This is a genomic window from Methylobacterium sp. E-065 (genome assembly GCF_022829605.1).
Classification (GTDB): Bacteria; Pseudomonadota; Alphaproteobacteria; order Rhizobiales; family Beijerinckiaceae; genus Methylobacterium.
The window spans coordinates 1-12,809 of sequence record NZ_JAKSYD010000073.1; the positions used below are offsets into that span (position 1 = coordinate 1).

Here is a 12,809-nt window from a genome sequence, read left to right on the forward strand (position 1 = left end):
CTTGGTCGGGCTTTTATGTCTATCGGCAACACGCTGATACAAATCTGCGGCGCCATGGGTGTAAGGCGTCGGGATCCTTTACTTGGCGGCCACGGTTTCTCGATCATACCTCTGGATAGGAGATGATCTTGATGAAACGTGTTGCTCTTGCATCAACTGCGCTCCTGGCTGCGCTGGCTTTCATCCCGACTGGGGCTGATGCGCGTGGCTTCGGTGGGGGTGGTTTCCGCGGCGGCGGCTTCGGCGGTGGGTTCCGCGGCGCTGGCTTCCGCGGCGGCTACGGCGGGTTCCGAGGCGGATATGGTGGTTACGGCCGCGGCTACGGCTATGGCCGGGGGTACGGTTACGGTGGCCTCGGACTGGGTCTTGGCTTGGCCACGGGTGCTGCGGTCGGATACGGCCTCGCCGGCGGATATGGTGGGTACGGTGGCTATGGGGGATACGGCTACGGCGACCCCTACAGCGATGGCTACGCCCCGGCTGGGTACTACGGGAACCCGTACGGCTATGGCCGCGGGTACTACGGCCGGAGTTACTACGGCTACGGCTACTGAGATCGGCCTACGGGTGCCGTACACGCGCCTGTAACCGCCCCGTGCCATCATGCTGTTGGGCCATGTCGCGTATTGGCCCGACCGCTGGTGAGATCGGACGCTCCCCCGCCCCGTGAGCAGATCGGGGCGGGGCCGAGCGGCCCGTACGAAGGGGAGTGCCTATGCCGGTCCTGCCAGAGCGGAAGCTCTCCGACGCGGAACTGGATCAGCTGGCGCGAGAGCTATTCGCCGAGGTGCGGGCGCAGCACGCGGAGAAGCCGCGGGGCAAGTCAGGTGGAGACGCGACCGCTGATGTTGGGGTGGATCTGCTCGACTGGCTGCTAGGCGACAGCGATGACGCTGGGGATGGCGACAGCGGCGATTAACAGCCCTGCATCGCAGTCACGTTCGGGAAGGCCCGCAAGTGGTGGGCGGCTATGCACACATAAGTTGCAACCGAGAGTGGCCCTCAGACATTGAGGAAGCATAGCCATTCAGACCCCAAGTCCTCTCATGTTACTCATCTCCTCCCTCATCGTAGGCACGTTCGTGCTCGCTACATCGTTCTCGCTCGTCGCTGTGCTGACGGACTAAGGCTCCCGCCAAAAAGTCCGGCTAGGAACTTCAATCAGAACCCGCGCCTTGCCCTCCCACAACTTCAAGGGAGGCCAACATGGGCTCGGATGTAGACGCGGCACGCGAAGCCTTCGGGACCGTGCCGCCAGGCCGGCCGATCGGTGAGGTGAAGAAGCCCGATCCGGCGGCTGGCGGCAGTGGCCCGCATTCGCCGGGCAGCCCCGAGCCTGATGCCGACGTAGGGCCGGAGAGCGGCGGTTACGACAACCGGCCGGACCTCCCTAAACCCGACAACGCCAAAGGCGGCCACGGCGCCGGGTAAGAGCATGATGGTGAGGCGTGAGCCCAGCACCACCACGTTGCCCGGGCCCTGCTCTGGCTCTGGGGCTGGATCCGCAACCCGCGGCACGGCTGCCGCATCGGGTTCTGGCTGCTGCCGGCCGATGCGGCCGGTCTCCATCGAGTAGACCTTGCCACCGCGCGAGACCGTGCGGGGCTGGTCTATCTGCGGATTGTCCGCAGATGCAGGGCGCAGCTTGCGCACCAAGCCCTCATCGACAGCACAGCGGCGCGCGATTTCCCGGTTGGACCACGGGTCGCCCGTCTCCGGGTTGATTGAGACCAGTTCTTCTTCAAGCAGGATCCAGACGGCCCGGCGCTTGTCAGCGTTCGTGCGGCGCAGGCCGTGGTCAAAGTTGGCCCCGGCGCTGTGTAGGATTGCATCGCGCAGCCCGCCCTGGCGCACGTCGCACGGCTCATGCACAGGCTGCGCACTATGCCACGGAACTGAAGCGACGCGGCAAACTTGACGTGTCGTGAGCATATAATATTTATAGGTTCATGGCCGAAGTGATACCGCTCGCGCTCGACGCGAGTCGCGCGCTCCGCGTCCTGCGGGACATCGCATCCGACACAGATCGGATCGTGATCCTTCCGCATGGCAAGAAGCGCGGGCGCCAGCGGAACATCACCCGTCGTCAGATCGAGCTCTGCTGCTTGAAGGGCACGATCACGGAGGGGCCGTTCCAGAACCAGCACGGGCACTGGCAGGTCACCCTGTACAGGCACGCTGCCGGCGAGGAGATCACCTGCGTCGTAGCGATCGAGTGGGCGACTAAGCTCCTCGTGATTACGACATATTAGGAGGCGGAGATGGCTTACCACTACCAGGAGAGCGGTCTCGACAACGTCTACATCGAGAACGGCTACACGATCCACAAAACCCCCTACGGCGAAGGTGTGTCGATCCAGGATACCCCCGGACTGCACAAGGCCATCGGTCGCTGGATCGTGGCCGAACCCAATGGCATCACCGGCGCCGAGCTGCGCTTCCTTCGCCTAGAGATGGAGCTTGCGCAGCGCACGCTGGCGGGCATCCTTGGCTCGAAGGAGCAGAACGTGCGCAACTGGGAGCGGGCTCGTACCAAGGCCATCCCTGGCTCTGCGGATCGGCTCCTGCGCGCAATCTACATGCAATACGTTGACGGTCAGAGCGATGTACGACGCATGGTCGATCGGCTTGCCGAACTCGATTGCGTTGCTGAGGCCAAGGTCTGTTTCCGGGAGACCAATCGCGGCTGGCTGCCGGCCGAGGCTGCACACGCGGCGTAGTTTCAACCGTGGCGCCGCCGGCCGCCTCGGCCTCGCGCATGAACTCCTCCCGGATGGGTTCGGGGGTGGATGGGGCGGCGAGCTGGTAGAGGACCGATGGGGGAAATTCCGCACCGTGCGGAATTCGCTCGCCCAGCATGCGCGCAACCGACATAAACCGTGCGGCGCTGTCTTCACTCATCGAGAACTCGGCCTCGATCCACGGCAGGAAATTACCGTGGCAATTTATAAGGTTACATTTCTGAGGTCACGATGGATGTTACAGCTAATTCAATTCGTCTTACTGATCCAGCGTTAGAATTTGCCACATTAGCACATAGGCTTCGTGTTAATTCGCAGAATTCTAATGTCGCGGCATGTGAGATTTTGGCTAAGTTTGTTGGATTGTCGTCCAACGATTATCAGTTTGTCGAGATGCTTGGCATATTGGGTGTTCGAGCCAATATATTAATGGAATTTATTGCTGGTATAAAAGACGACTATCTTGATGATGACTTGCGAAATGCTGTAATTAATGGCGTTGGCCGCATGTCGCTAGTCACCAAGCCAAGCAACATGGCGGCTCCATGGTCGCAGGTTGTTAGTCAGTCTCTCAGAGAAGATGATATTAGGTTACTGAGAAGTTTTTCTCGAACTGCCCGGGATCATAGAGCCCTACGCCTTCTGTCAGATGCAGACAAAAAGCATCTTATCGAGCAAATAGATGCATCTTTGACTGAGCTAGTAGATGACAAACATTTTCCTAAATGGGCTATCAATCCAATTACAGACGGAATGCGGCGTCTAAAGTTGATTATGATGTTCTTCGACGTATTCGGTCATGATGCAGCGATTGACCAGCTTCTCAAAGTTGAGGCTGAAGTTAGAGCTTCATTCGACTTCATGTTAAAGATTAGTGAAATATCGCAGCATAAATTAGTGAAAACCATTGGTGTGTTCAGTCTTGCAACAAACGTATTACTTTTACCACCCAAGATAGTTGATGCCATACCTTCGTATAGAGGATATGTGCATGCGATATCGGAAAATGTACCAAAACTTATTGGAGGCCCATTAAAACAGATCACCGATCAGCGCATAAAACAGGTAGATCCTGAAGCACCCGCCGACGCTGATTGACACGGCACTGCAGGTAGGTTGGCCCCAAGAGCCGAGGCCGGTCCGACACCCGCAAGCGCTATAAGCAGGGCCAAGGCCCGTGCACGCGCGGCCTGGCTATTCATCGGACGCGCCCGCCGCGGTGAACGCCACCCCGCCCGTGGCCTGCTGCAGCTCGTATCGCGCGATGCCGTCCGCCAGCGCCACAAGGCTGGCCAGCATCATCCCAAGCAGCAGGAAGCGACGAACGGAGAGCACGGGGAGCAGCATGGGAGACGCCTCGGTGAGACGCCTGCACGATAGCTGAGCCGTATGAGACGGGCTGCCACGGCGAAAGCACAGCCGCATAAAATGAGAACGGCCGCGGCGTGGCGGCCGTGTGGCTACTACTCGCAGACGCGCACGCGGCGGACGTGCTCGTAGCCATAGGGGTCGATGTAGCCCCGCCGCTCGAAGTGGCAGACCTCCTCGACATAGGCCGGCGGCGGGGCGCGGTAGACCGGCTGGCCTGGGTAGTAGCCGTTGTTGGCCGAGGCGATCGCGCTGCCAGCCACGACGCCACCGAGCACGCCAAGTGCGGCGGCACCGCCGACCCCGATCCCGTCGCGAGCCTCAGCCGCTGGCAGGGCATTGCAGAGGATGAGAGCGGCCAGGGCGGCCATGCCGCCGGTCCGCAGAAGAGAACCACGCATCGCTGTCCTCGTGAGCCTGAACGGCCCCGCGCGTGAGGGCGCGCAGGGCCGTAAGCAACCGGATCCCGCCGGTTCAGCCACCAGAGGGCGGCCGGGGTTCAGGGTCCGACAGAGCGGTTAAGGAAGCCCTGCAGCTGCTCCTCAGTAGCGCCGGGGCGGGGGCGGCGGGGGCGGCGGGGGCGGCCCATCATCGTCGTCATCATCCGGCGGGGGCGGCCCGCGGTGATGATGCGGGGGCGGCGGCCGGTCGTCATCGAAGTCTTCGCCCGGCGGCGGGGGCCGGAAGCGGTGCGGGGGAGGCGGTGGCCGGTCGAAGTCCTCATCACCCCGCGGGGGTGGAGGCCGCCGATCGTCGTACGGCTGGGCGCCTGCCCCGGTCGTCGCGAGGACGAGCAGGGTGGCGCCGGTCAGTAGTGCGCGCATCAGGCCTCCGTTGGATGGCCCCAGCAGGGGCATGCATGCATAGGAACGGCCAAGGTGCCGCTTGGTTCGCGGATCATGCGCAGCAGCCTGATGCACCAGGGATATGCTCGTTCTATTGTTGCTCGGCGGATCCGCACGCGGACGGATATCGGCCCAATAGATCCTGGGTCCTATTGCTACTCGCGGCATATTGCCCTCGGCGCGAACTACCAACTTATTGTTGTCTGTCGCGATCGTCATTCGGTAACAGAGATTTCCGCCGACGAGCGGTGATCAAGTCTGTCGTATATTGCGCAGGGAGAGCGGCACCCCATGGATGATGCACGCCACAATACCCAGGGACGCCACTCGTGGTTTGAGCGACATATACAGCTGATGAGACAACATGATGCCGACGCAACTCTGGAGGAAATTGGCAATCAGCCCCCTACGTCGAACGAAGTTATTATAACAAATTACTTCTTTTTCGGTTTACGTATCTACATGCGTAATTCGAACAACGACGAGAGCGCAAACTTCCCTGGATCATATGATTTTATGGCCTGCGGACCTCAAGCCGTAAACATTAAGCGGTTTGATGGGCAACAGGCAATAGTTCGCCGAAAGGATGGCCGATTAGTTGTGAGGGTGATCAATAAATCTAAGAAACGAGGGCAGATTGATCTTCACAATTGGCATCGTGGACCAAATTCAATAATTACCCCGGAGGTAGATACTCTCTGGGCGGCACCTATATGTAGCTGTATGCCATACGATACGTGGGACGAGATGATGGCAAGCGGAAGGGTGAAAATCCTTAGAGGTCTGCACTGGCCCAAGGGCGCGGGCTAGGCGGCTGCGGGGCAACGCTTCGGCAAGGGCCTGGCTGTATCGCTCTAGGCATCGAGGGGTGCGCAGACTGACACCCCGCAGGAGCCAAGCCGTGGCAGGGCGCTTCGTTTCATACTTGCGGGTGTCCACCGATCGCCAGGGCCGGTCAGGGCTGGGGCTCGAAGCCCAACGTACAGCCGTCGCCGGCTACGTCGGTGGCGGCCGGGTGGTGGCCGAACTGGTCGAGGTCGAAAGCGGCCGGCGCAGTGACCGCCCGCAGTTGGCCGACGCGCTGGCCCTGTGCCGCGCCCACCGGGCCACCCTGGTGATCGCCAAGCTGGATCGGCTGGCGCGCAACGTCGCCTTCATCGCCACGCTGATGGACAGCGGGGTGGAGTTCGTGGCGGTGGACTTTCCGCAGGCCAACCGGCTGACCATCCACATCCTGGCGGCAGTGGCCGAGCACGAGCGGGAGATGATCAGCGCCCGCACAAAAGCCGCCCTGCAAGCCGCTAAGGCCCGCGGTGTTGTCCTAGGGGGCTTCCGTGGCCGGCCCGGGACGGCCTTGGAGGCCGCCCAGGCACGAGCCGCCAAAACCGAGAAGGCCCAGGCCCGTGCCCGGGCCCTCGCGCCGGTGATCGCGCGCTTGGATCCCGGTGGCGCCCTGTCCCTGCATGGGCTGGCCAAGGCGCTGAACGGTGAGGAGGTGCCCACGGTGTCAGGCATCGGCGCCTGGACCCCGGCAGGGGTGCGCCGCCTGCGCCAGCACCTTGCCGCGTAGATCAGCTACCGGATCTTAGTAGCTCGGGGTGGAACTTGGACCGCAACACAGGTGCGGCAGACCATGGCGGGACCTGTCACCAGGAAAAAAACGAGTCTAACCCGGGCAACATGAAAGCCAGCGTTGCACCGGCCCCAAGCACTCCGGCGGCCATTACGACAAACTCCACACCGTACCTCCGGCAGATCTACCAGGGACTAACTGAGGCGAGCTGGCAAAATTTCAATCGTTCCAGTTCACCACCTGATGAACCGATCGAGGGCTGGTAGAGCGGCAATCGTCAAGGCAATGGCCCCCACGGCCGCAACCAGCATGATGATCAAGGGTAAGGACAAAGGTACGCGACTCCCGAGGGGTTTCGGGATCAACAGGCCGAGAATGAAATCGGTGCTGTGCGACAGAATGACTTCGTAGATAGGCCTCAATGCGAATGGTCCGCTCCAGAACGCCGCGGCGGCATCGCTGAACGCGAGTTGGATCCTGGCCACCCGGGATGGGGCGCGGACGGCGCCCAGGTGCGGCTAATACAACAGTGAGGATCAAAGGCTGATCACCCAAGGTTTATTTTAGATCCCCAAATTTCGATAGGAGGACCGCCATGGGTTTGGTCGTATTTATTGCTTTTGTTGTGCCGTGGGTTCTGCTCGCTACGTTTTTCAATCGCGCACCGGCTGCTCTTCGCCTGGGTGCAGCTACGGCTCCTTGGCGGTACCTTCCAACACACCGGGAAAAAGCCAGCGAAGAGCGCCGTCAATCGGACGCACGGACCGCTGAACGTGTGGACTCGGCAAGCGGGGGTAAGCCCACCGCAACTATGCGCGACGGAGGGTCATTGGGCGCAAGCGTAGAGCCCACCGAACCAGTGTGATCAAGCAACCGCTTTGGCGGCTGCCCGTGCTGCAGCACGCCAAGCATCCCGGTCGGCCCGTACGCGGGCAAGCTCGTCCTGCAGCGCCTGGATCTGCGCATGTAGCTCGCCGGCGTCCACCGCCAGTTCCACGCACTGGTCCTGGGTCTCAGACAATTGCTGCCTTAGCTCGGCAACCTCGACTTGGAGGGCGAGGTGGGCCGCGTTGGGTGTAGGCATCATCACCGGCGCAGTGGCGCTCGCTCAAGGGCGAGCACAGCAACGCCGATGCCGCCCAGCGTGCTGGTGAGCGACACGAGGAAGGCGGCGGTGATCATTCCGCCCCCGGGCCGCTGACGGCGCCGGCTGCGGCGGCGCTCAAGGCCGCCGCCAGGAACGCAACTATGGCCATCTCGATCATCGCAGACGCCTCCCGTCTTCCGGCACGGCGGCCAGATCGACGTTGTATCCCTTCGCGGCCAAGGCTTCGAGGACTAGGTACTTTACCGTGACACGGCGGTTCAGTGCCTCCTGTCGCAGCGCTGTCCACACCAGATCCGGCACTTCGAACTTGAGGGCTGTGCCCTTAGTAGGAGCGGCAGGGGCAAGTGGGGCTTTGGGTGCTTGGGCAGACGGGCCCGCAGTCCGTGCGGGTTCGGCCGGCGGCGCCATTGGCTCCTCAGTCCACGCCTCGGGCGCGGACGAGGGCCGGGTGAAACCCAGGTCGCTGGTAGCCACGGCAAGCTGCTGGGCATCCTCGGGCGAGATGCGGGGCCGCGGGCGCGGCGCGGGCTGGAAGGCGGGCTTCATCATCTCAGGCCGCCTGCTGCTGGACTGCCAGCACCTCGAGGAGCTCGCCCAGCGCGCCGGCGACTTCCTGCAGGGCCTTGGGGTCGCCGTCTGGGTGGGCCGGCGTTGCGCCGGTGAAGTGGATGCTCTGATAGGCCGCCCGCTGGATGATCTCGGTGCGCAACACCGGGATGCTGGCGGACTGGACCTCCGTGCGGGCATGCTGGGCGACGCGGCTGCTGAGCGGCGACATCTGGGTGAACACCGCCCGGGCCGGGATCGGCCGGCGCAGCATCTTCTCCGCGCGCTGCACCACCTCGTACGTGCGGAACACCTCCTGCAGGTCCATGCCGGACACCTTGCTGGGGATCAGCACCAGGTCGCTCTCGGCGATCGCGTACGTGACCGATTGCGATGCGGCACCTTCCAGATCCACGAACACCAGGCTGTAGCGCGACGCCGCGTCGGAGATCCGGTCGAGCACCGTCTTCTCGGTCACATCCGCGATCACATCCACGCCGCAGTCCTCGCCGGCACGCTCGCGCCAGGAGGATACATGCCCGTTCGGATCCGCATCAATGATGGCGACGCTGCCCCCCTGGCGCGCATAGGCGTCGGCTAGGCAGATCACCAGCGTGGTCTTTCCAACCCCACCCTTGGTACTGCACACGCTGATGACAGCCATTGCCCCAGTCCCCCGTTGCGCGCCTTCCCCAGCGCCCAAGCGAGCTGAAGCCCAAATGGTCAACGATCCCTTAACCCGAACGCCCTGAGGGGCAAGTTCCCCTTTGGGTTATTGGGCATCTGACCGATCGCCCATCGGCCCAGGTGCCCTTAAGGGCGTAGGGGAACAAGCGATTTCGCCCAGATGACCGTGGGCACGAAAGCGCCCTTGGCCATTTGGAGAAGATGCGGCGTCCGGTAGACTTGCCGCGCAATTTCAAGAACAGGCTGCAGAGTATCGGCGGGCAGAGCTAAGTGCCTGCCGTACTACTAACCGACCGCAAATAATCGAGGTCCAGAACGCCAGACTTACGGCACGTCGATACGTGGAAGGTCTTGAGACTGAACTCAACTGAGGGTAGGCCAGGTGCCTGTGCCGATCGGGCTAGGCTGCGGGTCGTTGACTTAGCGGTACGGCTCGGCCGACATGGACCGTTCCGGCTCCCGCATCAGTGGCGAGTCGGGGATCAGGAGATACAGACGCTGCGGAACTGAGACCCTGAAAAGCCAACGGCCCCACCCCGGCAAGGGTGAGGCCGTCGAAAACCTGGGGCCTTGTGAGGCCGGAAGCGGTTCCCCTCACAAGCCATAGCTCCCGCCCGGGAGTCAAGGCGAAACACCAGTTTCGTCCACGGGAAGGCTTTGCCTGGACCCTGACCGCGGCCCGAGAGGGTTCGTGAATGACGACGCTCGTCTATGAGGAGTTGCGCGCCGCCGTCGAAGCGGCCGCGCCGGATAGGCTCGCCACCGTGGCGTCGGCCATGGCCCAGGCCTACGGGGCTGGCGGGCTGACCGATGAGCAATACGAGCAGCTGGACGGTCTGCTGGCCGCCCGGCGGCGCGTAGCCCAGGCCGCTCCCGTGCGGATGCAGACGCTGGCCACCGCATGCGCGCAGCTGGTCCCGGCAGCGGCCCCTGCCCCGGAAGGGCAGGGGACCGCGCCTGCCAGGACGCATCACCGCACAGGATCTCGGCCCCGATCGGCCGAAAGCGCAGCCCGACGCCGGCGCTGGGCTGCAGCGGGCTACCTGCCGCCCAGGCTTGCCGCGGCGTTCACATCCGGCGAGCAGGCGGTGTTGGCTGTGGTGGCCATGGAAGTCGGCAAGCGCGGCACCTGCACGCTGGCGTTGGGCCACATAGCCGCCCTGGCCGGCGTGTGCGCCACGGTAGCCAAGCGGGCCCTGCGGCAGGCCCGTACGGTGGGGCTGGTCACGGTGGAGGAGCGGCGGCTGACCGGCTTCCGCAACGACACCAACGTGGTGCGGGTGGCCAGCAGCGAGTGGGCTGGGTGGCTGCGCCTGCGGATGCCCCGCGCCAGCCACGCCGGGCTGCAGGGTATAGGGGGCACGGTTGTGCGCCCCACGGATATCCAGATTCTTAGAGGGCGATCCACAAGCCGCTCACAGGCTGAGAACAGGCACCCTGCAGCTGAGAATCGCACCACACGGCCTACAGCGCGCGTTGCAGGCGCCTGATCCGGCCGCTGCGCTCGCATGAACGGCGAGCGGCCGGCCCAGGCTTAGGGATACGGTACCGAGATCTGCAGCCCACGCGGCCAGCGGAACCGATAAGGGCTGCCGAGGGGCAGCGGGCGCCCCCAGCCGCGCGAGCCGGCGAGAATCGTGCGCGGATGGTGCGATATGCAGCAGTTCGGCTTAGAAACGCCTGAGTTTTCGAAATATTTGCCGCACCCGATAGATGGAACTTCCAGATCATAGAGTTGTCGAACCCATATACAGCCGATTTTACGTACTCAACCATCGGGGCTTTAACATGCGTATACAGCTAATGATCACGATGGCCGCGCTCATCAGCGTGACCGCTTATCCCGTCTTGGCCCAGGATGCGGATCAAATGGGAACTGGCTCAGGGCGCGCCTCAGCTGCGGGATCGCCCGGCATGGTCCACACGGGACAGAGGGTGCCGAACCCTAGCGCACTCGGACCCAAAGAGACCGGCGGCATCCAGCGACGCACTCAGAATGATCAGCGAAACGATACGATCACCAAGGGCATATGCATCGGGTGTTCTCCTCGATGAAAAGCGATCACCAACGGCGCTGACACAACGCCGCGCAGTCGGGCGGTTTATCGCACCGCACCCCATATCTCTTGCAGCGCACACTGGGCCTTGTCCTGTGCTGTATGGAGTACCTCCATGTCGACCCTAAAAGACCGCGCCGCTGCGCGTGTTGTGCTCGTACCTGAGGCTGTTGCGCCAGGTTACACGAAGGCGATGGCGCGGCTGCCGCGGGTGCAGATCACCAAGCGCCGTCTGATAGCAGACCGTGACCTGCCAGCAGTGGGCTCTTTCAACTGAGGCAGACAGCCTGCCCCTCGAGGGCAGGCCTCACGCCGTCTTCACCTTAGCCATCCTGATCCCGGCCTTCCGCCGGTCGATGCGCAGGCCCAGGGCTGCCAGCTTCCCGCCGATGCCCACCAGGGCCTCGCGCAAGGCATCCTCGCCCGACCAACCGCCAGCGGCCACCAGCACCGCCGGCAGGTGCCTGCCACCACCGGCCAGCGGGCCCAGGGTGCGCACCATCCGCTCGGTGCTGCCGATGCCGCCCAGCGGCCCGCGGAGCAGCAAGGCTGCCGCGTCCACCGCGAACAGGCGCCCGGCCGGCGGCCGCAGAGCCGGCTGCACCTGCCGGGCCAGCGCCTGAGCTGCCGCGGCGTTGCGGACGGCCTCCTCAGCCTTCGCCTTCAACCGGGCAATCGTTCGGGACGAAGGCGGGTAGACGATCGGAGCCGGGGGCGTCAGCGAAATGTACGCGATGACCACTTGCGGGTCCGCGGCCGGGGCCGCCTTGGGGGCGGCCCGGCCTGCCGCCGGCTGGCGTGCTGTAGCTACCGGCATCAGTTTAGCACCTGCGGTACCGCTAGCCCGTCTTCGTCCAGCAACTGGTCGAGCGCGGCCAAGGCCTTTGCAGCCAACCCGGCCGCCCTCGCCATCACCTGGGCACGTTCGCGCACGTCAGCAATCTGCAGAAGGTCGCGCTCCTGCAGCAATTCGATCACGGCGCGGGTCATGAACAGGTGTGCCTGCATCACCTCCATGGCCCCGCTGATCGCTCCAAAGGCCCGGGCGACATCAGCACGGAAAGCCTCGCCAGTGCCCTTTTCGTCCTCGTTGTCGGCCATCACTCGGCGCCTGCCCCTGGTGTCACGCCATCAGAAAACGAGGCGCTTGAACGCCCTCGCAAGGTACCGGCCGCAGTGCCGGCACGGCCAGCCGCGGCGATCGCCCCGCCAGCTGCCCCCGGAATGCTCTGCAGCACCGACAGCAGCAGCTGGGCGGCCGCCGTGGCCTGCTCGATGCTGCTGGCGTCCACCGTGGGCTTGGCTGTTACCGCCCCCACCGCCTCCACGGCGCCCTTGGCCTCCTCGGCCTTGGGCCGCACCGCCTCGATGCCAGCTGTGTCCACCCTGGGCACGATGGTGGGGTTGAGGGCGTCTCCGCCCCCGCCCAGCACGTCCTTGAGGTCTTTCAGCTGCTGGGGCACCTCGCCCGACAAGCCGGCCGGGCGGGCCGGCGGTAGCGGCACGTTCATCGGGCCGGGCGCCGAGCTGCCAAAGCTCGGCCCCTGGCCGGCGGGGCCATTGAGCCCCCAGGCGCCCACCGGGTTCATGGCGGCGCCGGCGTTGCGCCCACGGATTCGCAGGCCGTCCACGGCCCGCTTGGCCATCTCAGCGCTATCTAGGCGCTCCAAGGCCTCGTCCCGGGCCTGCACGGCCGCGTCGAGTTCGGCACGCCGGGTCGTGATGCCGGCGATCTCGCCACGAATACCAACTCCCATTGATCAGAACTCATGGGCCCATGCGCGCAGGCCGATGGACATGATGCGCCAGGGCTGGTCGATGAGCTTGTTCCAGGCGTCGCAGCAGTGGTCGAGGATGGCTTGGTATGAAGCAAAGATCCGATTG

General features: G+C 63.9%; 16 protein-coding genes and 1 pseudogene. 7 read left to right on the forward strand and 10 right to left on the reverse strand.

What is annotated here, in order from left to right:
* The first annotated feature begins 131 nt into the window (after nucleotides 1-131).
* On the forward strand, nucleotides 132-554 hold the full coding sequence (locus MKK84_RS06890) for a hypothetical protein (protein ID WP_243917929.1): 423 nt from the start codon (nucleotides 132-134) through the stop codon (nucleotides 552-554).
* A 161-nt stretch (nucleotides 555-715) separates the two neighbouring features.
* Nucleotides 716-919 carry a hypothetical protein gene (locus tag MKK84_RS06895; RefSeq protein WP_243917931.1) on the forward strand — a complete coding sequence of 68 codons (204 nt, stop codon included), beginning with the start codon at nucleotides 716-718 and terminating at the stop codon, nucleotides 917-919.
* A gap of 272 nt (nucleotides 920-1,191) precedes the next feature.
* Here the strand turns inward: MKK84_RS06895 and MKK84_RS06900 are convergent, their stop codons facing one another.
* Nucleotides 1,192-1,854, reverse strand: a complete 663-nt coding sequence (locus MKK84_RS06900) for a hypothetical protein (RefSeq protein WP_243917933.1) — start codon at nucleotides 1,852-1,854, stop codon at nucleotides 1,192-1,194.
* Nucleotides 1,855-1,949: 95 nt separating this feature from the next.
* Between MKK84_RS06900 and MKK84_RS06905 the strand changes: the two genes are divergently transcribed.
* From MKK84_RS06905 to MKK84_RS06915, 3 genes are all read left to right on the forward strand, one after another.
* Nucleotides 1,950-2,252 (forward strand): DUF4258 domain-containing protein, encoded by a 303-nt coding sequence (locus tag MKK84_RS06905; RefSeq protein WP_243917935.1) that lies wholly within the window; start codon nucleotides 1,950-1,952, stop codon nucleotides 2,250-2,252.
* 9 nt (nucleotides 2,253-2,261) lie between these two features.
* Complete coding sequence (locus MKK84_RS06910) at nucleotides 2,262-2,720, forward strand: helix-turn-helix domain-containing protein (protein ID WP_243917937.1); 459 nt, start codon at nucleotides 2,262-2,264, stop codon at nucleotides 2,718-2,720.
* A gap of 252 nt (nucleotides 2,721-2,972) precedes the next feature.
* Nucleotides 2,973-3,839 carry a hypothetical protein gene (locus tag MKK84_RS06915; protein WP_243917939.1) on the forward strand — a complete coding sequence of 289 codons (867 nt, stop codon included), beginning with the start codon at nucleotides 2,973-2,975 and terminating at the stop codon, nucleotides 3,837-3,839.
* Between the two features lie 96 nt (nucleotides 3,840-3,935).
* Here the strand turns inward: MKK84_RS06915 and MKK84_RS06920 are convergent, their stop codons facing one another.
* The 3 genes from MKK84_RS06920 to MKK84_RS06930 all read right to left on the reverse strand — a co-directional run bounded on the left by MKK84_RS06920 (nucleotide 3,936) and on the right by MKK84_RS06930 (nucleotide 4,933).
* On the reverse strand, nucleotides 3,936-4,088 hold the full coding sequence (locus MKK84_RS06920; RefSeq protein WP_243917940.1) for a hypothetical protein: 153 nt from the start codon (nucleotides 4,086-4,088) through the stop codon (nucleotides 3,936-3,938).
* A 116-nt stretch (nucleotides 4,089-4,204) separates the two neighbouring features.
* Entirely contained in the window at nucleotides 4,205-4,510 is a 306-nt protein-coding gene (locus MKK84_RS06925; protein ID WP_243917943.1) for a hypothetical protein, read from the reverse strand.
* Nucleotides 4,511-4,651: 141 nt separating this feature from the next.
* Nucleotides 4,652-4,933, reverse strand: coding sequence for a hypothetical protein (locus MKK84_RS06930; protein ID WP_243917945.1), 282 nt, complete (start codon nucleotides 4,931-4,933; stop codon nucleotides 4,652-4,654).
* Nucleotides 4,934-5,855: 922 nt separating this feature from the next.
* Between MKK84_RS06930 and MKK84_RS06935 the strand changes: the two genes are divergently transcribed.
* The gene (locus MKK84_RS06935) at nucleotides 5,856-6,524 is read left to right on the forward strand and encodes a recombinase family protein (RefSeq protein WP_243917946.1); all 669 of its coding nucleotides are present in this window, start codon (nucleotides 5,856-5,858) and stop codon (nucleotides 6,522-6,524) included.
* Nucleotides 6,525-7,392: 868 nt separating this feature from the next.
* Here MKK84_RS06935 and MKK84_RS06940 read toward each other — a convergent pair.
* Together MKK84_RS06940 and MKK84_RS06945 are read right to left on the reverse strand one after the other, a co-directional pair.
* Nucleotides 7,393-7,614 (reverse strand): hypothetical protein, encoded by a 222-nt coding sequence (locus MKK84_RS06940; protein ID WP_243917948.1) that lies wholly within the window; start codon nucleotides 7,612-7,614, stop codon nucleotides 7,393-7,395.
* A 571-nt stretch (nucleotides 7,615-8,185) separates the two neighbouring features.
* Nucleotides 8,186-8,845 (reverse strand): ParA family protein, encoded by a 660-nt coding sequence (locus MKK84_RS06945; RefSeq protein WP_243917950.1) that lies wholly within the window; start codon nucleotides 8,843-8,845, stop codon nucleotides 8,186-8,188.
* A gap of 718 nt (nucleotides 8,846-9,563) precedes the next feature.
* Here MKK84_RS06945 and MKK84_RS06950 point away from each other — a divergent pair.
* Nucleotides 9,564-10,358: a hypothetical protein gene (locus MKK84_RS06950; protein ID WP_243917952.1), complete on the forward strand. Its 795-nt coding sequence runs from the start codon at nucleotides 9,564-9,566 to the stop codon at nucleotides 10,356-10,358.
* A gap of 874 nt (nucleotides 10,359-11,232) precedes the next feature.
* On the opposite strand, the gene MKK84_RS06955 is transcribed toward MKK84_RS06950, so the two are convergent.
* From MKK84_RS06955 to MKK84_RS06970, 4 genes and pseudogenes are all read right to left on the reverse strand, one after another.
* Nucleotides 11,233-11,742 carry a hypothetical protein gene (locus tag MKK84_RS06955; protein WP_243917954.1) on the reverse strand — a complete coding sequence of 170 codons (510 nt, stop codon included), beginning with the start codon at nucleotides 11,740-11,742 and terminating at the stop codon, nucleotides 11,233-11,235.
* On the reverse strand, nucleotides 11,742-12,026 hold the full coding sequence (locus MKK84_RS06960) for a hypothetical protein (RefSeq protein ID WP_243917956.1): 285 nt from the start codon (nucleotides 12,024-12,026) through the stop codon (nucleotides 11,742-11,744). The genes MKK84_RS06955 and MKK84_RS06960 overlap by 1 nt, the downstream gene beginning before the upstream one ends.
* A complete protein-coding gene (locus MKK84_RS06965) occupies nucleotides 12,026-12,682 on the reverse strand; it encodes a hypothetical protein (protein ID WP_243917964.1) in 657 nt (218 codons plus the stop codon). Before MKK84_RS06965 ends, MKK84_RS06960 begins: the two co-directional genes overlap by 1 nt.
* A gap of 3 nt (nucleotides 12,683-12,685) precedes the next feature.
* Nucleotides 12,686-12,809, reverse strand: a pseudogene (locus MKK84_RS06970) (IS630 family transposase); the annotation flags it as partial.

Excerpts from the sequence above, each read along its gene's own strand:
- MKK84_RS06890 (WP_243917929.1), top strand. The coding sequence starts at position 132 with ATGAAACGTGTTGCTCTTGCATCAACTGCGCTCCTGGCTGCGCTGGCT.
- MKK84_RS06895 (WP_243917931.1), top strand. The coding sequence starts at position 716 with ATGCCGGTCCTGCCAGAGCGGAAGCTCTCCGACGCGGAACTGGATCAG.
- MKK84_RS06905 (WP_243917935.1), top strand. The coding sequence starts at position 1,950 with ATGGCCGAAGTGATACCGCTCGCGCTCGACGCGAGTCGCGCGCTCCGC.
- MKK84_RS06910 (WP_243917937.1), top strand. The coding sequence starts at position 2,262 with ATGGCTTACCACTACCAGGAGAGCGGTCTCGACAACGTCTACATCGAG.
- MKK84_RS06915 (WP_243917939.1), top strand. The coding sequence starts at position 2,973 with ATGGATGTTACAGCTAATTCAATTCGTCTTACTGATCCAGCGTTAGAA.
- MKK84_RS06920 (WP_243917940.1), bottom strand. The coding sequence starts at position 4,088 with ATGCTGCTCCCCGTGCTCTCCGTTCGTCGCTTCCTGCTGCTTGGGATG.
- MKK84_RS06925 (WP_243917943.1), bottom strand. The coding sequence starts at position 4,510 with ATGCGTGGTTCTCTTCTGCGGACCGGCGGCATGGCCGCCCTGGCCGCT.
- MKK84_RS06930 (WP_243917945.1), bottom strand. The coding sequence starts at position 4,933 with ATGCGCGCACTACTGACCGGCGCCACCCTGCTCGTCCTCGCGACGACC.
- MKK84_RS06940 (WP_243917948.1), bottom strand. The coding sequence starts at position 7,614 with ATGATGCCTACACCCAACGCGGCCCACCTCGCCCTCCAAGTCGAGGTT.
- MKK84_RS06945 (WP_243917950.1), bottom strand. The coding sequence starts at position 8,845 with ATGGCTGTCATCAGCGTGTGCAGTACCAAGGGTGGGGTTGGAAAGACC.
- MKK84_RS06950 (WP_243917952.1), top strand. The coding sequence starts at position 9,564 with ATGACGACGCTCGTCTATGAGGAGTTGCGCGCCGCCGTCGAAGCGGCC.
- MKK84_RS06955 (WP_243917954.1), bottom strand. The coding sequence starts at position 11,742 with ATGCCGGTAGCTACAGCACGCCAGCCGGCGGCAGGCCGGGCCGCCCCC.
- MKK84_RS06960 (WP_243917956.1), bottom strand. The coding sequence starts at position 12,026 with ATGGCCGACAACGAGGACGAAAAGGGCACTGGCGAGGCTTTCCGTGCT.
- MKK84_RS06965 (WP_243917964.1), bottom strand. The coding sequence starts at position 12,682 with ATGGGAGTTGGTATTCGTGGCGAGATCGCCGGCATCACGACCCGGCGT.